This window comes from Leptothoe kymatousa TAU-MAC 1615, from assembly GCF_018739865.1.
GTDB lineage: Bacteria > Cyanobacteriota > Cyanobacteriia > Phormidesmidales > Phormidesmidaceae > Leptothoe > Leptothoe kymatousa.
This window is the reverse complement of record NZ_JADOER010000012.1, coordinates 191805-212076: the sequence shown is the minus strand read 5'-3', so window position 1 is coordinate 212076 and position 20272 is coordinate 191805. Positions and strand designations below refer to the sequence as shown.

General features: G+C 50.0%; 16 protein-coding genes and 1 pseudogene. 10 read left to right on the top strand and 7 right to left on the bottom strand.

Annotated features, from left to right (window positions below; translation table 11 throughout):
• Positions 1-2: 2 nt before the first annotated feature.
• On the bottom strand, positions 3-1001 hold the full coding sequence (gene tilS, locus IXB28_RS14190) for a tRNA lysidine(34) synthetase TilS (RefSeq protein ID WP_215619255.1): 999 nt from the start codon (positions 999-1001) through the stop codon (positions 3-5).
• Between the two features lie 17 nt (positions 1002-1018).
• Entirely contained in the window at positions 1019-3295 is a 2277-nt protein-coding gene (locus tag IXB28_RS14185) for a substrate-binding domain-containing protein (protein WP_215619254.1), read from the bottom strand.
• 712 nt (positions 3296-4007) lie between these two features.
• Here IXB28_RS14185 and minC point away from each other — a divergent pair.
• The 3 genes and pseudogenes from minC to minE all read left to right on the top strand — a co-directional run.
• The gene (gene minC, locus IXB28_RS14180) at positions 4008-5027 is read left to right on the top strand and encodes a septum site-determining protein MinC (RefSeq protein ID WP_215619253.1); all 1020 of its coding nucleotides are present in this window, start codon (positions 4008-4010) and stop codon (positions 5025-5027) included.
• A 158-nt stretch (positions 5028-5185) separates the two neighbouring features.
• Entirely contained in the window at positions 5186-5980 is a 795-nt protein-coding gene (minD, locus tag IXB28_RS14175) for a septum site-determining protein MinD (protein WP_215619252.1), read from the top strand.
• Between the two features lie 64 nt (positions 5981-6044).
• Positions 6045-6302: pseudogene (gene minE, locus IXB28_RS14170) on the top strand (cell division topological specificity factor MinE); the annotation flags it as partial.
• 223 nt (positions 6303-6525) lie between these two features.
• On the opposite strand, the gene IXB28_RS14165 reads toward minE, so the two are convergent.
• The 3 genes from IXB28_RS14165 to IXB28_RS14155 form a co-directional block, all read right to left on the bottom strand.
• Positions 6526-6990 (bottom strand): TrmH family RNA methyltransferase, encoded by a 465-nt coding sequence (locus IXB28_RS14165; protein ID WP_215619250.1) that lies wholly within the window; start codon positions 6988-6990, stop codon positions 6526-6528.
• A gap of 28 nt (positions 6991-7018) precedes the next feature.
• On the bottom strand, positions 7019-7627 hold the full coding sequence (locus IXB28_RS14160) for a thylakoid membrane photosystem I accumulation factor (RefSeq protein ID WP_215619249.1): 609 nt from the start codon (positions 7625-7627) through the stop codon (positions 7019-7021).
• 118 nt (positions 7628-7745) lie between these two features.
• A complete protein-coding gene (locus IXB28_RS14155; protein WP_215619248.1) occupies positions 7746-8369 on the bottom strand; it encodes a hypothetical protein in 624 nt (207 codons plus the stop codon).
• Between the two features lie 198 nt (positions 8370-8567).
• Here IXB28_RS14155 and ychF point away from each other — a divergent pair, with 198 nt between their 5' ends.
• From ychF to IXB28_RS14135, 4 genes are all read left to right on the top strand, one after another.
• Positions 8568-9659 (top strand): redox-regulated ATPase YchF, encoded by a 1092-nt coding sequence (gene ychF / locus IXB28_RS14150; RefSeq protein WP_215619247.1) that lies wholly within the window; start codon positions 8568-8570, stop codon positions 9657-9659.
• 182 nt (positions 9660-9841) lie between these two features.
• Positions 9842-10687 carry a GDSL-type esterase/lipase family protein gene (locus tag IXB28_RS14145; protein ID WP_326521051.1) on the top strand — a complete coding sequence of 282 codons (846 nt, stop codon included), beginning with the start codon at positions 9842-9844 and terminating at the stop codon, positions 10685-10687.
• Positions 10688-10793: 106 nt separating this feature from the next.
• Positions 10794-12038, top strand: a complete 1245-nt coding sequence (locus IXB28_RS14140; protein ID WP_215619246.1) for a 4-hydroxy-3-methylbut-2-enyl diphosphate reductase — start codon at positions 10794-10796, stop codon at positions 12036-12038.
• A gap of 576 nt (positions 12039-12614) precedes the next feature.
• Positions 12615-13982 carry a hypothetical protein gene (locus IXB28_RS14135; protein ID WP_215619245.1) on the top strand — a complete coding sequence of 456 codons (1368 nt, stop codon included), beginning with the start codon at positions 12615-12617 and terminating at the stop codon, positions 13980-13982.
• Here the strand turns inward: IXB28_RS14135 and IXB28_RS14130 are convergent.
• Complete coding sequence (locus IXB28_RS14130; protein WP_215619244.1) at positions 13979-14779, bottom strand: ABC transporter permease; 801 nt, start codon at positions 14777-14779, stop codon at positions 13979-13981. The two genes, IXB28_RS14135 and IXB28_RS14130, sit on opposite strands and share 4 nt — an antisense overlap.
• A gap of 188 nt (positions 14780-14967) precedes the next feature.
• Between IXB28_RS14130 and psaD the strand changes: the two genes are divergently transcribed.
• The 3 genes from psaD (at position 14968) to IXB28_RS14115 (ending at position 19032) form a co-directional block, all read left to right on the top strand.
• Positions 14968-15396, top strand: a complete 429-nt coding sequence (psaD, locus tag IXB28_RS14125; RefSeq protein WP_215619243.1) for a photosystem I reaction center subunit II PsaD — start codon at positions 14968-14970, stop codon at positions 15394-15396.
• Positions 15397-15667: 271 nt separating this feature from the next.
• On the top strand, positions 15668-17203 hold the full coding sequence (trpE, locus tag IXB28_RS14120; protein WP_215619242.1) for an anthranilate synthase component I: 1536 nt from the start codon (positions 15668-15670) through the stop codon (positions 17201-17203).
• Between the two features lie 128 nt (positions 17204-17331).
• Complete coding sequence (locus IXB28_RS14115) at positions 17332-19032, top strand: DUF262 domain-containing protein (RefSeq protein ID WP_215619241.1); 1701 nt, start codon at positions 17332-17334, stop codon at positions 19030-19032.
• 11 nt (positions 19033-19043) lie between these two features.
• On the opposite strand, the gene IXB28_RS14110 is transcribed toward IXB28_RS14115, so the two are convergent.
• On the bottom strand, positions 19044-20123 hold the full coding sequence (locus tag IXB28_RS14110) for a mannose-1-phosphate guanylyltransferase (protein WP_215619240.1): 1080 nt from the start codon (positions 20121-20123) through the stop codon (positions 19044-19046).
• Positions 20124-20272: the final 149 nt, after the last annotated feature.

Below are 20272 nucleotides of genomic sequence, written 5' to 3'. Positions count from 1 at the left end.
AGCTATGACACCAGGGGAGGCTTCGAAATTTTGATCCAGTCTGCGTCTACGTAGGCAATGACGCCCCCTGGAAATGGATCTGTCTGACTGCGATTGGGTGCCGTGGCTAAACAGACAAGTTTTTCAATGTGATCAAAGCTGGGTTGCTGGTCGAGGACTGCTTGTAAAACACGCCGGACAACTCGACGCTGCAAAGCCAAAGGGGCCTCCCGCAATGGGAAGCGACGGATGCGGCAGACACCTGGTGATGTTTCAACGACATCGCTATGGAGTTGGGCAGCTTGATTTTCTAAATAGGTGACTTCAGCGGTAAAGATCTCAGCGGTTTGAGCTAATGTGGCTTCTACGCTTGGGTTAAAGTGCGATCGCAAATAAGGCATCAATTCTTGCCGAATGCGATTGCGTCGATAGCGCCAGTCATCATTAGAGGCATCCTGCCATATCGGCAAATCTCGGTCTTGGCAAAATTCCCCAGTCTGCTGACGGGTTATGGCCAACAAAGGTCGGGTCACCAAACCAGCTAAGCCTTCCGCGCCGAGAGGCCGCTGCCAGCTCAAAGCTTGAATACCATCTGCCCCACTGCCTCGCAATAGGTTAAACAGGACTGTTTCAGCGCGATCGGTGGCTGTGTGGCCGGTCACCACATAGGCATAGCCATGGGTCTGGGCAATGTCTGCAAATTTTTCATACCGCCAAGTGCGGGCTGCGGCTTCCGTTGGAACCAAGTCGACGGCTGTCTCAAGAAAAAATGGCAACTGCCATTGCTGGGCCAACCGTGCCACATGGGCCGCATTGTCTGATGAATCATCGCGCCAGCCATGGTCGCAGTGGAGCAGACCCAACCGCCAGTTCCATTTTGGCTGCAGATCCATCAGTAACTGAGCCATACACAAAGAATCCTGCCCCCCCGACACCGCCATCAAGATGGAGGAATCTGGGGGAAGCAGGAATTTTGCCTTAAGTAAGGTATGAATCTGCGCGTGGAGCTGAGTCCAAGGCATTACATGAAATTAGTGGGTTAGCTATCTGAGTTAGTTAGCTTATCAGTAATTTCAGACGCCTTATCCATACCCTGCTGACCTAGGTTTTCAGCCTGGTCCTTTAGATTGCCAGCTTGGTTCTTAGTTTGATTGGCCATGTCATCGGCTTTACCAGCAACAGTGTTAGTTGCATTATTGACGCCGTCACGCACCCGATCCCATAGGGAACGAGGGGCATCCTTAGCCGCACCGGCTCCACCCTTAAGGGCATCGCCTGCTTTGTTGGCCATATCGCCCACACCACCGGTAACAGCATCCGCACCATCGCGCAAGCTGTTACCAGCGCCATCTAAACCGCCCTTCAGGCCAGAACCCATGGCACCAACACCGCCTTGGACGGCATTACCGGCGCTATCCAAACCGCCCTTCAGGCCAGAACCCATGGCACCAACGCCGCCTTGGACGGCATTGCCAGCGTTGCCGAGACCACCCTTAATGCCATCAACACCTTGCTGAGCAGCACCGTGGAGATTACCGATGCCACCTTGCGCGGCATCACCCGCATTCTCAAGGCCACCTTTCACAGCGCCGAGACCGCCTTTGGCTGCATTCCCAGCATTCTTGACGCCACCTTTAGCGGCATCACCCAGATTGCCTAGACCGCCCTTAACAGCGCCCAGACCACCTTTGGCAGTGTTGCCCACATTGCGCACACCGCCCTTGGCAGCATCGCCAACATTACCAAGGCCACCTTTCACATTACCAAGGCCACCCTTGGCAGCATCGCCGACATTACCAAGGCCACCTTTCACATTGCGCACACCGCCCTTGGCAGCATCGCCGACATTACCAAGGCCACCTTTAACGGCACCGAGGCCACCCTTGGCAGTATCACCAACGGCATTTAAGCCACCTTTAGCAGCATCACCCGTTTTACGAGTAGCGGCCCAAGCAGCGCCACCGGCCGCAGCGGCAGCACCGCCCGCAGCAGCACCAGCTTTACCCAAACCGATGGAACCCTTGGGTCCTGGAGTCTTAGCGGCATACGTGGAATCGGCAGCGGCAACATAAGCAGGATCATCACCCCGCTTGCGACGGCGCTCACCCCAAGCAACTAACGCCAAACAACCGGCTGGGACTAACATTAGCCACCACAGATTGAGGCGCGTCTGCGCTTTAGGGTTGCGATCGCTCACAGCCTGGTCCACAGCATCGGCTGTGCCTTGCACCGCATCGCCAGCAGCACCAGCGGCACCTTTCACAGCATCACCGGCGGCACCAGCCACATTCCCGGCCGCATCACCGGCACCTTTCACAGCATCACCGGCCGCGCCAGCAGCCCCTTGAATAGCATTGCCAGCGGCCCCAACGACGTTACCCGCAGCATCCGTTGCCCCTTTCACAGCATCACCGGCGGCACCGGCGGCATCCCCCGCAGCATTCGCTAAGCCCGCCAAGGGATTCACCGATTTCAATGCGGTCTGACCAGGGGCACCGGTGGCGTAGCCCAAAAAGGCTGCACTACCCACAGAAGGCTCACCCTTGTAAACAAAGGCAAACGGCTGAGAGAACGGATAGCGCGCATCGGTGGGCATGGTTTTATGCATGGGCAGCGTACGCACGCCATCCATGGCATCTACTTCCTCAACCAAGGCGTAGCTAATACCGTCTGTACCCAGTTGCTCAACAATATCTGACGTACTATCGGCACCCAACTGAGTGGCATTGGAACCAGTCGCAAACTCAGCCGCCTTGAACACAGGGTAGGCCGACAAAGACGTACGGGTCTCGCTGACATCAGGACGATCGACTAAACGAATGGCACCACTGGGGCCACCGACTTCGGACCAATCCTGGATTTCACCGCGGAAAATCTGAGCAAACTGCTCGCTAGTTAAACTGCCGTCGAAGGGATTGTCAGCACCGACAATAATTGCAATCTTGACACGCTTCACATCTTCCGACGCTAGACCTTGGCCAAGTTCAGCGTCACTCAGGGGACGGCTAATGGCGGCCAAATCTACGTCGCCGCTAAGTACGGACTCAATGGCTTGGTCGGCACCCACCGTATCAATACTGATATCAGAGCCCGTGAACTTATCTTCAAAACCAGTTTTAAGGGCATCACTGATTACGGTCATGGCATCAGAGCCACTGCTGACCTGAACTGTAGTACCAGTGGGCACGTTAGCAGGCACCTCAAAGGTCGCCGCTGTAGCTACGGCAGTAAACCGAGAAAATGGCTGACTAGGTGCAATAACTGTGAGTAGTGCAACCGTAGCCGCCAAGGAGAATGCAGAGCGGGGCTTAAGCATGTCGAAAACCTCGTATTAACAAGAGCTGTGTAAACCGAAACTCCATAGGACCCAACCTGAAACCTGAATCAGCAGATTACAGAACTATCAGCAATTTTATCGCCCCAAGGAAAAATAATTTACCTTGAGATGTCCGGAAAACCCTACAAAAACCTAGATACCTTAAGTAACCAAGGTGAAATACAGCATTTTGATCCTAATTCACACTGAGAATTGGGTCTTATAGGCTAAAAAGCTATCCAACCAAACCAAGTATAAAAAATAACTAGACAACATTTCCTGCTGCATTTGCCCTGATTACCCAGCGACATGTGGCGGAAAAAGTAGCCTAATGTCTTTAGAAAAAGACATTTTGTCTTTCATTCAAGACATGGGTTGGAATGTATCGTTTTTAACCGTATGCCCCTGACTCAGTAAGCAAGAAATAACTTCAGTTTTTTTTTATTTACCCACTGGGATCTCGTAAAGCTTTATTGCCAAATTGCGGATCAAGCCAAAATCTTGCCCATATAACCTGATAACGACGAGTTCCTACGGCGGTAACCTCGGCAAAAATAAAAATTCTAAAGACTGATGACATCAAAATCGATGCCCTCTCAAAAATCGAGTCCGGCTATATAGTTGTGTATGCTCTGCGGTCACACTCCATGGTGGTCAGCGTGTTTTATATGTAGCGACGGGTGTCCTAAAGGAGGCCTGAGCCAAATCGAACATGGGTAACGGAAACGATCAACCAATTAATTCAAATTCCTCCGACAATCCTGGCGATATCGAAAGAGATCGGGTTGAAGCTAATACCTCTGCATCAGCCTCCCCACCTAGAAAATCGGTCAAAGCATCGCCAAAAAACGCCAGCAAAAGTAGTCGTGCGGCCCTATCAGCACGATTAAAACGATCGAAAGATGTCGAACTTTTCGTGTTTGATGAGACCGACCAAGGAGACGAGAACACGTCCCCCCTCGTCGATGTATCCACCATTGATTTAGATGTGGATACGGCGGATAGCCAGCCAAAGCAGCAAATCACGTTAAAAAGTGAGCAGGGAAGGCTATTGCTGCTGCTACCGTCGTCCTCGACTACGAGCTTTGCGCCATCAGAATGGGAGGAGCTATGTCAGCAGCTCACGCTGCGGTTAAATTCTGGTGACCGATTTCTCCAACCCAACACCACAGTTCATTTAATTGCCCGAGACCGTTTGCTGGATGGTCGCCAATTACAGGAAATTGATGAGCTTTTAAGTGCCGCTCAGCTACATATGAAACGGGTTTATACCCAGCGTAGACAAACGGCCGTTGCTGCTGTTACTGCCGGATATTCGGTGGAGCAAAATACCAAACTAGACCATTTCAACCAGAGTCCAGATGCGGGAGAAGCGTTAGATGCGCCTCTCTATCTGCAAGCTACCGTGCGTTCTGGCACTGAAATTCGTCATCCAGGGTCAATTGTAGTCCTCGGCGATTTAAATCCTGGCGGCTCCCTGGTGGCAGCGGGAGACATCTTTGTGTGGGGGCGTCTCCGGGGGGTGGCCCATGCCGGGTCCGAGGGCAATGCCGATTGCCGCATCATGGCCCTACAGATGGAACCCACCCAGCTCCGCATTGCCGATAAGGTTGCCCGCGCGCCGGAAAAACCACCCGCTCACTATCAACCGGAGGTGGCTTATATCAGCCAGGGAAGCATCCGGATTGCGATCGCAGCTGATTTTGCCCAGCTCCCCGTAGACACCCCTTAAAAAAAGGCTCGATGGCAAACCTTTTATCGTGCAGCGAGACGAACCTCAAAATTCCTAAAGGAATTTTCTATAAAATTTGCCACAACGTGCGATTATTGCCCTACTTGAGCCCAATCCCCCACGAATAACGTCCTCAATCGCCCATTGAATCCATGGCTATGAACCGCATTATCGTTGTTACCTCCGGCAAGGGAGGTGTTGGGAAAACTACATGCACAGCCAACCTGGGAATGGCCCTCGCCAAGGCAGGCAAACGCGTTGTTGTCATTGATGCCGACTTTGGATTACGAAATTTAGACCTGCTCCTAGGTCTAGAAAATCGTATCGTCTACACAGCCCTAGATGTGCTGGCTGGTGAATGTCGCCTTGACCAAGCCCTCGTCAAGGATAAGCGGCAGCCAAATTTGGCCCTGCTGCCCGCCGCCCAAAATCGCTCGAAGGAGTCCATTACTCCGGAACAGATGAAAAAACTGGTGCGGGCCCTGTCCAAAGCGTATAACTTTGTCTTAATCGACAGCCCCGCTGGCATCGAAATGGGTTTTCGCAATGCCATTTCAGCCGCCCGCGAAGCCATCATCGTCACCACCCCAGAAATCTCTGCGGTGCGGGACGCTGACCGGGTCATTGGCCTGCTAGAAGCGAATGACGTTAAGGCAATGCGATTGATCATCAACCGGCTCAAACCAGCCATGGTGGAGGCCGAACAAATGATGTCGGTCAAAGATGTGCAAGATATCTTAGCGGTGCCTCTCCTGGGCGTTATTCCTGACGATGAACAGGTAGTTGTATCCACCAACAATGGAGAACCGCTAATTTTAGGCAAAGAACTCACCAAAGCAGGCATCGCCATTTCCAACATTACCCGACGGCTACAAGGGGAAAAAGTCCCCCTGATGGATCTGAGTGCACCGAAGGAAAGCTTTTTTAAAAAATTACGTCAACTATTTACATAATTTTACCCAGACGGTCGACGGGCGGCGACCGTTGCGCTTACGCCCCGCCTAATCAAAGACGACCATGATTAGCGATTTTCTCGAAAGACTTTTTGGCACCCGTGAAACGGTAAGCCGTGAAACAGCAAAGCAGCGGCTGCGCCTGGTGCTAGCCCATGACCGTGCGGATCTTTCTCCCCAGATTTTGGAAAAGATGCGCCAGGAAATATTGGACGTGGTTGTGCGCTACGTGGAAATAGACACCGAGAGCCTGGAGTTTTCGTTTGAATCGGATCAGCGAACGACGGCCTTAATGGCCAACCTGCCCATTCGACGAGTGCGGACCAACCCATTAGAGCCGGATACGCCCGTAGAAGAGGCGGAAGTCCAGCAGCTGGAATTGGACGAAGTGGATATTGACCTCGACGACGTCGTCGAAGAAGTCTCCGAAACCGCCGATATCCCCATGGATTAAGCCTGAAAAATTGGCTGTCTGCTGTCTGTTCTATACAGCCTTGCGAAAACAGCGCCATGCAGACCCACAGGACATGGTTACGGGACCCAGGTCATCGCCACTGGCGATTGTATTCGTAGATCGCGATCGCACCTGCCGTTTGCACATTGAGCGATTCTACTTGGCCATATTGGGGAATAGTCAACGCCTCATCGCATCGGGACACCACATCATCAGGGATTCCCGTCAGTTCTCGCCCTAAAATCAAGAGCGTATTAGCCGCAAATCGATAGTGCCCCAAAGACTGGCCATGGGGATGTACAGTCAAGGCCACCCGCCGACAGTCAGTCTGTTGGCCAAGCCAAACTCCCAGCTCCTCAGGGGGACAATAATCCACAGTCTGCCATTGCTGAGCTGACGCCGCTATTTTACGAAACTCCCACGCAGAGATGGTGGGCGCGGGCAAAATCAATCGCTCCACACCTAGCACCTCACAGGTTCGACACAGGGCTGCTTGGTTGGCAATTTTTTCAACTAACGAGGCACATACCGTTAGACGGGGAACCGATTCCTGCACGTCGGTACAAACTCCCAAGGCAAGCAGGCTATGAGCCGCTAGGAACTAGCTCAATATTCAGCTCATTCACTGGGCGACGGCGGAGTTCTTCGGATTCTGTACGGGGCAGCAAGTTGAAAACATCACGGAACACATCGTCTACCACTTCGTACTCCAGGGCACCGGTTTGATCAAACTTCACCTTGCCGCTGCCATCTAGGACCAAGGTTTGAGGGACTGAACCTGTGAAGTAATACCCTGGTTCATCAGGGGTAAACGACTCTTTTAGTGGAATAGCATCAGCCATCACCGGCACAAAATTCGCCACTCGACCATAGGGGGCCTGCAGCTGGGAAATCACAAATGAGTATTCTTTGCAGTCGCGACTATCGTCCACATAGAAAAACAGAAGCGTGGGTTTTTCCTGCTTGAGGGACTGGGCCAACGTTACTCGCGGGGGCACAATCGCGCCGTTACCGGCATAGAGCGCAAAGATATTACCGTCATACCGATCGTCAGTGAGGCTGGCCAACGCCTGCCCCGGAACGCAAAGAATAGGAATTAGCACCATTGCGATCGCGCAAACCACCGTTAGCCGACGTAGGGCTGCCTGGAAAGACAAGGCTCCACCTAGCAGCTTCACTCCACACTTGACCATATCGCCCATTATTAAATGTAAATACCTTTTGGTTTACCCGATCACACCCTTACCATTACGCCATAGAACGGGCACTCCCTACGACCAAAGGCTCTAAAGGGACGCGAGGAAGGCTGAATTATGTCCCCCGAAAACTGCCGATCACTGTCTGCAACTCTGCTTTTGCATTGGCATAATCTTCCGCCGCAGTCCAAGCAACCACCTGATAGTAGTGCTCAGCCCCCTCAATGGTGGTGTGTAAATACACCACCGGCTGACTATCAATGCGGCCGCGCACTTCGTACTGCTTAGCATTCAGACCATTCAAAGACGTTAACCCAGTGACCACTTCTGGCTGTTCCTGAGCCAAGCCCCAATCCAAATAGCTCAAATATTGAGACGCATTATCCGATAAGTCAAAGCCACTAATCACACCATTGGCTTCGGTGCGCTTTTGATCGGCTAGCACCAAAACATACATGGTCCGATCTTCCCGCGCCGCATAAAGATCCGCATCGGGGCGCAGATTATCGCGCACATCGCTCCATCCCTGGGGAAGAGTGAGCTGCACATTACTCACTTCATTCTTGAGTAACTTTTCCCCCGTCGATAGGTTTTGAATGGAAATGGCATTGATAACGTCTTTCGTCCGTTCACCAAAGCGATTACAACCCGATAGGCCCAAAAGTAAACAAGCAGAAAGAATAATTGCACCCTTAGGAACCATCAGAGGTTTTCTCGGCAGTCCAAGCTGAAAATCCATGGAACTTATCCCAGATCCAAAACAATTGCTGGCATTTTATAGCCTTCGTCCCTTTATTAAGAACGCTATTTCAGAAAAACCTCCACAACCGCAAGATTTCAACTCACCATTTACCCCAATCGGCCGAAACGTTTACCGCATCCTGAGGACTTTAGCCTATGCTGGACTATGGAAATTTCTTCATAAAAATTAGAGGCCATGCTCAGAGCTGGAATCGTCGGGCTCCCCAATGTAGGCAAATCCACCCTTTTTAACGCGCTGGTTGAAAACGCCAAAGCCCAAGCCGCTAACTTCCCGTTCTGCACCATTGAGCCCAACGTGGGCGTGGTTGCCGTCCCCGATCAACGTCTGAATGTCCTCACGGAAATCTCCAAATCAGAGAACACCGTACCCGCTCGTATGGAATTCGTCGATATTGCCGGTCTAGTCAAAGGGGCGAGCAAAGGCGAAGGGCTGGGCAACCAGTTTTTGGCGAACATCCGAGAGGTCGATGCCATCGTCCACGTCGTGCGCTGTTTTGAAAACGACGACATCATCCACGTGGACGGCTCTATTGATCCACTGCGGGATGCAGAAATCATCAACCTAGAGCTGGCCCTGGCAGACCTCGACCAAATTGAACGCCGCATGGATCGCGTGCGCAAGCAAGCACGCAAAGATGCTGATGCCAAAGCTGAACTCACTGTTCTCGAAAAAATTCACCCCGTGCTCGCCGATGGAAAATCTGCCCGCACCGTTGAACTCGAAGAGGACGAAGAAAAGCTGATCAAGTCCCTCGGATTTTTGACCCGTAAACCCATTATCTACGCCGCCAACGTATCTGAAGATGAACTAGCCGAAGGCAACGCCTGGGTGGAAAAAGTCAAAGGCTTGGCCGCAGAAGAAGATGCCCAAGTGGTGATCATTTCTGCCCAGGTGGAAGCCGAACTGCTAGAACTCCCCGCAGATGAGCGAGCAGACTTTTTAGAAGCCCTGGGCGTAGAAGAAGGGGGCTTAAAATCCCTGATTCGAGCCACCTACAACCTATTGGGGCTACGCACCTACTTCACCACTGGCCCCCAAGAGAGTCGCGCTTGGACCATTATTGCCGGCATGTCTGCCCCCCAAGCAGCAGGCGTCATCCACACCGACTTCGAACGGGGCTTTATTCGAGCCGAGACCATCTCCTATGCCGATTTAGTGGAGTATGGCTCTATGAACGCAGCGAAGGAAAAAGGCTTACTCCGCAGCGAAGGCAAAGACTACACCGTTCAAGAAGGAGATGTGATGTTGTTCAGATTCAACGTGTAATGCCTCAACGTTAAACCGTAACGTTACGAAGTGAAACATTAGCCCCTCAACGCCTTCGGCATAGGTGGTTACAGCTGTTTTCCATAATCTTTTTATGGATATATGCCCCCAGAGACTACCTATCCAAGGCAGATCCGATTAGAATCTGTCCAAACGCTATTCTCAACTAGCTGGGACACGTGGTGGCTAATCGGTTTCTCAAACTCCCGTTCACTATTCCCGCCTGGGCCATCCTCTCTTTGATGATGAACGGCATACTTTTTGTCGCGCTTTTAATGGTTTGGCAAGAAGCATCTGATGGTAGTGACCCCTCTGTCTTACCCCAGGCAAGTGCGGCCCATGCTGAGCAAAGCACTATCGCCCCCACCGACCCCGCTCCCGCCGCCGCCCCACCCACTCGCAAGAAGCTGACCTATGAACAGTGGGTCACATTGTTAGGCCAAGAACTGAATGAAATGGCCAACAAACATCCTGAACACCTGACCATTTTGCTAGGGGATTCCTTAAGTCTGTGGTTTCCAGCGGAGCTGCTGCCGGGGCGTCGGGTGTGGATGAACCAGGGCATTTCTGGAGAAAAAACCCATACGTTGCTATCGCGCTTACATCTATTAGATGTGGCTGAAGTGGACACCGTTTTTCTGATGATTGGCATCAATGACTTGATCTGGGGCCAGAGCGACCAGCAAGTGCTAAAAAATTATCGAGAAATTATGGACTATTTGGACAGCCAACACCCCCAGACCAACGTGGTAGTCCAATCAATTTTGCCCCACGGTGCCGAGACGGCCACCTGGGAAAGTCGCCACCTGCTGCTGGAACTGCCGAACGAGCGCATTCGCACCATGAATCAATCGCTGCAAGCGATCGCAAAAGACTACGACGCCCATTACCTAGAACTGTATCCAATTTTCTCCAACGGAGAAGGTAACCTCAGGCCGGATCTCACCACCGATGGCCTACACCTCAACCGCGAAGGCTATTTAGTCTGGCGAGCGGCCATTTCCCTTTACAGCCAGCTAGAACTCTAATTTCGGCCACAACCCAGCTCTGCCAAACCGTCACAAGCACCCCAGTCCGACCGCTCACCGCTTTTCGGTAGACTAGATATATCTTCTGTGCCTCTTCATAAAACCAATGGATACCAGAGCTTTTCGCCGTAGCCTCAATAAATCCGATAACTACTACCGCAATCAGGGTTTTGGCGAAAAAGAACAGATCGCCACTCAAATGGGCGAAGAGTACCAAAGCGATCTAGTGCAAACCATTCGGGACCAGGGCTATACCTACACCCAGGGAGACGTCACCATCAAATTAGCTAAAGACTTTGGCTTTTGTTGGGGGGTGGAACGAGCCATCGCCATGGCCTATGAAGCCAGACAACATTTTCCCAGCCAACGTATTTGGATCACCAACGAAATCATCCACAACCCTGGCGTCAATCAACGTTTGAAAGAAATGAACGTTGGCTTTATCCAGGTGATCGACGGAACTAAGGACTTTACCGTGGTCGGTGACGGGGACGTAGTGATTTTGCCCGCCTTTGGTGCCAGTGTTGAAGAGATGAAACTGCTGAGCGACCGAGACTGCACCATCGTGGACACCACCTGCCCCTGGGTTTCCAAGGTATGGACGACCGTGGAAAAGCACAAAAAACGCGCCTTCACATCCATCATCCATGGCAAATATAAACACGAAGAAACCGTTGCCACTAAGTCGTTTGCCGATACCTATTTAGTCCTACTCAATCTAGACGAAGCCCAATATGTGGCCAACTATATTTTGAATAGTGGCGATTCTCCAGAGGAGAGGCTACGGCAGCGCAACGAATTTCTCACCAAATTTGAGCATGCCTATTCCGAAGGCTTTGACCCCGACCGAGACCTTGACGCCGTCGGCATTGCCAATCAAACCACCATGCTCAAGGGAGAAACCGAGCAAATTGGTAAATTGTTAGAGCGAACCATGCTCAAAAAATATGGCCCCCAAGCCATTAACGACCATTTTTCTAGCTTTAACACCATTTGCGATGCCACCCAAGAACGGCAAGATGCCATGTTTGAACTGGTGGACATGAACATGGATCTAATGGTGGTCATCGGCGGCTTTAACTCATCTAACACCACCCATTTACAAGAAATTGCCATCGAACGGGGCATCCCGTCGTATCACATTGATGGTCCCGATCGCATTGCCCCTGACAATCAGATTGAGCATCAGCCACTGCACGAGGCAATCACCACCACCGAGGGCTGGCTACCAGCGGGCAAAATTGTCATCGGCGTGACATCCGGCGCATCTACGCCAGATAAATCCGTCGCACAAGTCATTCAGCGAATTTTTGAGCTAAAAGCAGCAACCCCTGCTGCCGCTGCTGTTTAGACTTAACCAACAGTTCTGTACAGACATTAGTCTACATATCCTCACCTAGCCCAGGAAATTCCTCTAAGTGAGAATATTTACCGACACTTTCTGTATCATCTAACCGCTCCAACCATCAAGACGCTCTGATATGATCACCCGCGTTCTCCCCATTAGCAGGTGGTCATATCAGAGCGTCGTACGATGTTCTAAGTGGCAACCTACGGGCATTCCAACTTAAAATAGATAGCCAGACAGGATCTATAGCGCTAAACTCTTAGTTTCTGATTTGTTTTGAGAAAATTCCTCAGATCAGGGTTAGTAAAAGTTTACGAGCATCCGATGAAGAGATGAGGAGCAATGGATAGAAGCTCCGTAGTTTCACGTAAATTAGATATATAAAATCAACCGCAGCAGCATAAAAATCGATGTGCGATTTTATACTGGCTGTATCTTGAAAACGAATCAAATTTTGCTTCCGTGGGGGCACGGGTGCCATGACATCCGAAAATCGTTCATTCTTTTGAGTAGACTTAGCTGACGCCTGATATAGACTTAGCTGATTATCTACCAGTTCCTGATTAAGTCCTAGTGACTATGGTCCGTAAAGATATCCAGAACGCCCAACAAGTCCTATACGACTTTTTTCTCTACAGTGTTCAGACGGAACCTGTCGATATGGTTTTAGCGACCTTCCGTCGTCTGTTTGTGGACTATACCGAATCGTCCACCGAATCAGATCTGCCTGTAGCACTATATTCCATCGTCATTGCCAATAGCGAACGGCAGTTTCTATTTACCCTGAAGCGTGTTTGCTACATTTTGATCAATAACTGGGGCATTCAGCGACGGCCAGATGCGATCAAAACGCTCATCGAAATGTTTGACGACAGTGCGATCCAGCGCCCCGGAGTGGCTCTAATTCTGAAGCGGCTGCGGTCCTGGATGCAAGACTTTATCTGTAGTCAAGATTTTCAAGATTTACGGCTTTTTGCCGCTCGGTATGATCAAACGCAACACTGGAGCACTCGCTACACCTCTTATTTGTTAGCGCCCCAGTACCTGAATCTAGATAATCCTTTAGAACAACGAGAAGCGGCCCGATCATTATCAGCGCAGTTAAAGTCTAAGTTTCGCTTTGATTTGGCCATGTATACGGCCAAATCGCAAATGAAGTCGCCCCCTAGCACCATTGATAATCCAACCGTGTTGGGAGAAACGGCCATTAATCTGATTAAGATGCTGCTGCTACAGCCTGGGCGGTTTGGCTACGACAATCTGGCCAGTCTATTGCACAAGCAATGCGACCAGATTGACTATTGGAATTTCAAGCGGGCGCTCCTGCACTACCTGGTCTATGCCTTACCACACACAGCGATAACTTACTCTCTACGAGACAAGCTTCCCGATACGGTTTTAGACCTTTATCGCCATAACGATAAGGAAACCATTAATGAGGCACTGATGTTGCGGACGTGCAAACGCATCGTTGATGCCCTCACCACCGAAGACGGGGAACAACCGTCTCAATTTTTTAGTATGTTTCTGGCCCAAGGCAATCCTTTGGTGCTGGTTATTTTATTGCTCAAGGTGGCCTTGTTCTGCCCCAAGGTTCAAGCCCATTTAGAACTACGCATTGCTAGCTTAATTCGCTACTACGAGATCTATTCAGAAGAAGACTGCCGCTGGGTCATTAATTTCTTTGAGGTCTTTCGCATCACCTTTGCCGTCCATACAAGCGGCACGATGTACAATCTGGTGCAAGTGGGCACCAACGAACCAAATTCGTCTTCGCTTAGTACGTATCGAATCTTTTCCCAGCTACGGCAGCAGCATCTGAATCTTGAGCAAGTGGCGGAAACGTTGGAACGCCGGTTTTTATCGGAAGAACCGGTAGAAATTCAGCCCTATACCCCCGATGTTGAACCGCTTGCCCCTAGCATGCACGATGCGATCGCAAGTTAGTCTTGCTGGCGAGCAAACTGATAGGCACCGTTGATGGAAAGTGCGATCGCAACAGCTAGCAACACCGGTATTGCATACCAAGGAAACTGATCTAAAGACTGATAGGCTGCGGCCCGCAGACCCACAGTCGTATAAGTCAGCGGCAGCAAATAAACAATCCCCTTCAACAACGTAGGCAACGTAGCCGGGTCAAAAAAGGTGCCACCCAAAAACGACATCGGCACAATCAAAAAATTATTGAATAAGCCCACACTCTCCAGAGACTTAACGTTTAGCCCCACAATCACACCTAGACCGGCAAACACCGCACAGTTCAGCACAAGCAGCAGCAAGAACAACGGATTCAGAAAACTCCACGGATCGCGGGTCACCACAACCGCCACCAAAATCACCGAACCAGCCGTCAGCAAACCTCGCACAATGCCCGCCATCATCTTGCCCAAATGCATCGACAGCGGATGAATGGGGAAGAGTAGCATTTCCTCAAAATTCTTCGTAAATAGACGCTCTCCACAGATAGAGAACGTGGTTCCCCCAAAACTAATCACCATGGAAGACAGCGCCACCATGCCAGGCAAAATAAACTCTAGATAGCTATCTCCCACGGCCGGTGGCGCCACCCGATCAATGGAACTGCCCAGGCCTAAACCAAACGCCAAAATATAGATCAAAGGAGAGACCAAACCCGACGCTGCCACCTGAGGAATGCGCACTCGCAAATCTAACCAATCGCCCCAAAATATCGTTAAACTATCCGCCAGCAGCGTTCGTAAGGTATGGATCTTTAAAGCTTTCACGTCAAGCAATTGTTAAATATATCTTTATTATCGGTGGTGTTGGAACAGTTCATCCGACATAAAGGTAAGAAATTAGTCAATTAGCCTGAAAACTCTGAAGAACTATTACACTTCCTCACAAACGATGTAAACAATGTCATGCGCGGTGATAGATTTGTGAGCGATAAGGTTGAGAGATAATATTTTTCATGTCTGAAGAACTTACCGGCAAAACTCCGATCTTTGGTGGCAGCACAGGTGGCCTGCTATCCGCTGCTGAACGTGAAGAAAAGTACGCTATTACCTGGAGCAGTAAAAAGGAACAACCTTTTGAAATGCCCACAGGTGGCGTAGCCATCATGAATTCTGGCGAGAATCTGCTTTACCTAGCTCGTAAAGAGCAATGCCTGGCTCTCAGCCGTCAACTAAAAACTAAGTTTAAGCCCAGAATTACTGACTATAAGATTTACCGCGTCTTACCCAGCGGTGAAACTACTTTCCTACATCCCGCTGACGGTGTCGTACCTGAGAAGGTGAACGAAGGCCGTGCATTCAATGGCAAGAAGGATCGTCGCATTGGCGAAAACCCCAACCCTGCAACTATCAAGTTCAGTGGCAAAGATCCCTGCGAAGTTTAGAGATTGTCCCAGCGTTACGACAATCGTAATCGCTTAGATCAATCACTACGGTTTTTGGAAGAGGTAGCCCTTGGGCTGCCTCTTTTTAATGGGATGCCCTCGCCAAATCTCCCCAACGCAAAGACCGCTACTTTTGTATCGGGTCCCACCATGGGTACTCGAATCTGATAACTATTTAGCCCAGAGCACCGGTGCGGCAAATCTCCTTTTCCTAGCAGCATCCCTAGGCATTAAAGTTGGATATGATTTGTGCACACCGCCCACACACTTCATGATTGCTCCCGATTTAGCTACGTTTCGACAACTTGCCACCCAGGGTAACTTTGTTCCGGTCTACCAAGAATGGGTCGCCGATCTAGATACCCCTGTATCGGCGTGGTGCAAAGTATGCGCAGGTCAGCCCTATAGCTTTCTCCTAGAATCTGTGGAAGGTGGAGAAAATATAGGACGCTATAGCTTACTCGGATGTGATCCACTGTGGACCCTAGAAGCCCGGGGAGAACTGACCACCCAACGCTTTAGAAACGGTGAGGAGCACGTATTTAAAGGCAATCCGTTTGACATTTTGGCAGACTGCCTCGCCCCCTATAACCCGGTGAAGCTCCCTGAACTCCCACCAGGCATCGGCGGACTCTTTGGCTTTTGGGGCTATGAGCTAATTCAGTGGATTGAACCGACTGTCACGACCTATCCCGCCCAGAAAGATGAACTACCGGATGGGCTATGGATGCAGGTGGATAGTTTGTTGATTTTTGACCAGGTAAAGCGGAAAATTTGGGCCGTCAGCTATGCGGACCTACGCGATCCTGACGTCGATTTGGAGCAAGCGTATCAGGCAAGCTGCGATCGCATCACCACCCTAGTCAATAAGCTCAACCTGCCCCTAGCCAGCCAGGACAGCCGTCTAGCCTGGACCCCACCCGGCAGCAACCCAGACATCCAGCTCAATTACACCAGTAATCGCAGCAAAGACGAATTTTGCCAAAGCGTAGACACCGCCAAGGCCCACATCAAAGCCGGTGACATTTTCCAAGTAGTCATTTCCCAACGACTCACCACCGACTATCGCGGCAACCCCTTCGATTTATATCGCTCCTTAAGGCTGGTGAATCCCTCGCCTTACATGGCCTACTTCAACTTCCAGGACTGGCAAATTATTGGCTCTAGCCCAGAAGTGATGGTCAAAGCCACCCTAGAAGGCGACGACGAAAAACTAACCGCCATTGTGCGGCCAATTGCAGGCACCCGACCACGCGGGAAGACCCCAGCAGAAGATGATGCCTACGCAGATGAACTCCTGGCGGACCCCAAGGAAATTGCTGAACATGTGATGCTAGTGGATCTAGGCCGCAATGACTTAGGCCGCGTATGCACCAGCGGCACCGTCAGCGTGGATGAACTGATGATCATCGAACGCTATTCCCATGTGATGCACATTGTTAGCAATGTGGTGGGCGAACTGGCCCCAAATAAAACCGCCTGGGATTTACTCAAGGCATGCTTTCCCGCAGGCACGGTTAGCGGTGCCCCCAAAATTCGGGCAATGCAGATTATTAACGACTTAGAACCCTGTCGCCGCGGTCCTTATTCCGGCGTCTATGGCTACTACGACTTCGAAGGGCAGCTAAATAGCGCCATTACCATCCGCACCATGGTGGTGGAAAGCAAAGACGATGGCAGCCATCGCATTAGCGTTCAGGCTGGGGCCGGTCTGGTGGCCGATTCAGTCCCCGAAAGTGAGTATCAAGAAACGCTCAACAAAGCCAAAGGCATGTTAGAAGCCGTTAGATGTCTACAAAACCATTGATCCTGATATATACCAGAAGGAGCGACACCGTACATAATTTCGGATCTATTGTGAGTGGCCTGTAACAGCAGAGCTACTCATAGATAAGCTTATCGCTATACTAGCCCCAGGAAATCGTCAGGAACACCATGGCTCGCATTAACCTGCTCGATACTCGAACCAGTAACTTTGGGGAGTTGATTGGCAATGGTAAAACTTACCAAGTCCCCATATTTCAACGGGACTATTCTTGGGGGCCAGAAAACTGGGAGGACCTGTGGCAGGACATCGTTAGCCTATATGAAGGCAAAAGCACTAGCCACTACATGGGAGCAATCGTCTTACAAAATCATTCCACCACCGACAAACACTTTACGGTTATTGATGGTCAGCAGCGATTAGCCACTTTGAGCATATTGGGCATTGCAGTGATCCAAAAAATTAAGCAGCTTGTCGCACAAGGTATTGATATTGACGACAATGAAAAACGTCAGAAAATCCTGAGACGAACGTACTTAAGTGATGAAGACCCACGTTCTTTAAAGGCTTCTAGTAAGCTTGTTCTAAATGAAAACAATAATGATTTTTATCAAAGCTATCTGATCAATTTCAAATCGCCGAAGAACATACGATCACTAAAAAAATCAGATCAGTTGCTTTGGAAAACATTTCAATATTTCTCTGAAGAGTTAGACAAGCTAACCGACATAGCTACTGATGGGTTCAAGCTAGCAGAGTTTCTTACAGACACAGTCGCTCGGAAACTACTCTTTATTCAGATCAATGTAGACGATGAGATCAATGCGTACACTGTTTTTGAAACGCTGAATGCAAGAGGTATTGAACTAAGTACTACTGATTTACTCAAAAATTACTTATTTTCGCTATTTGAGACATCTACAGATCTCGAAGCCGCCCAAAGACAATGGCGTAGAATTGTCAATACGGTTCCAATGCCAAAGTTCCCTGATTTTCTACGCTATTATCTCAGCCTGAGTAATATACGAGTGCGTAGTGGACAATTATTCAAAATTGTTCGCAAAGATGTAATGGATGCAGAGCAAGCATTTCGTTTACTAGACGAACTCGAAGCTTACAGCTCTCTATTCATTGCCCTGGGCGATGCTAATGATGATTTTTGGCGAGACCTGCCAGAAGCTCAACCCTTTATTCGAGAAATTAATTTATTCAGGGTAAAGCAAGCTTATCCAACATTATTCGCAACATACGAGCACTTTGAATCCGATAATTTTATCAAGACTCTTGAACTTATATCTGTTCTATCATTCAGGCACTCGATTGTCAGTGGATGGAATCCAAACGAGCTGGAAAAGCTTTACAACGAGGTAGCAATGAAAGTTGCGACTGCAAGGATTAAAACGCCCCGTCAAGTCTTCGAAGTTCTCAAGAAAGTCTACGTTCCAGATGAGAAGTTCCAGCAAGATTTTGCCTTGCTCACAATTCCTACAAAGGGACAGAAAAAATTAGTTCGATATATCTTACAAAAACTAGAAGAAGATGCGGCTCAGCGTTCCGATGAGATGGATAGCTTTTCAATTGAGCACATCCTGCCCGAATCTCCCAATGAAAAATGGTATCAGGACTTTTCAGATGATCAAATAGATGAGTGGGTTTATCGACTTGGCAACCTTACTTTATTGGAAGCACGATTAAACAGGCAGATTGGAAACGAACATTACCACGACAAGTTAAAAGTTTATCAAGAGAGCGTTTATGCACTCACGCAGGATATTGCAACTCCAGATTGGGACACAGAGGCTATAGCTAAGCGCCAAAGACGCTTAGCTAAAAGGGCAACCCATATTTGGCGCAGTAGCTTTGCTAGTTAACGTCCACAGGATTACAGAAGATGTAAAAACTTATCTTCTTTGCCTAGGGCTTTGACCGCTTTCTTGATTTCCTGGGTACGGTCTTTTTTCACAATCAGGGTGGCATCACCATCGCGAACCACGACCACATCTTCTAGACCGATGGTGACCACCACTTCCTCTTCATTCGAAGAGTAAACAATACAGCCATTCGTGTCGTGGGCCTGGTGCTCACACATGTCCACATTAGCCTTGTCGCCTTTCATCAAACGCTCGATGGCGTTCCAGTCTCCTAGGTCGTCCCAGCCAAAGTTAGCGGGCATCACATAGGCTTTCTGGGTTTTTTCCATCACCGCGTAGTCAATGCTGAGCTTTTCTAGCTCGGCATAGGCATCCACACCTTTGCTCAGCAGGGGGCCCATCAACTCAGGCGCATAGGTCTTGAGTTCGTCAATCATCAAACCAGCGGGGAAAATAAACATGCCGCTGTTCCAGCTGTAGCGACCGCTGGCTAGGAACTCTTCGGCCACGCTGCGTTCGGGCTTTTCGGTAAAGCGGCTCACTCGATAAGCGGCTAGCTCGCCATATTGACCAGCGTCATCGCCCTGCTCAATGTAGCCATAGCCCGTGGAGGGGAATGTGGGTTGAATCCCGAGGGTGGCAATAGCCCCCTGGCTTTGGGCTAGCTCAGCGGCAGCGAGGATAGTGGCCCGAAACTTAGGCTCATCAGTGATGTAGTGATCGGCGGGGAAGAAACATGCGATCGCATCATCCCCATGACGTTTTGCCACTTCTAAGGTGGCCCAAGCCACAGCAGGAGCCGTATCGCGACCCTGGGGCTCCACCAAAATATTTTCATCGGGCAATTCAGGCAACTGATCTTTCACGCCATCTGCCAAATGAGACGCCGTAATTACCCAAATAGAATCCCAGCCCCCTGCCAACGGCAACAAACGATCGGCCGTGGACTGCATTAAACTGCGGCCACTACCATCTAGACACAAAAACTGCTTAGGATGCTTCAGGCGACTCACTGGCCAAAAGCGCTCTCCCTTCCCTCCCGCTAAAATAATTGGCACTAATTTAGGAGTTTGATTGATAGTCTGTGTCATTGTTTACTTAATGAAGTTAAATTACAACGTTAAAATTAGGGGTCTCTATACGGTAGTCCTGAGCAATATTAGCTACTCCGCAACCCTTAGGCCATAGATGCAGCTTAATATTGGTTAACTTATTACCTATGTGTAGAACATATCAAAAC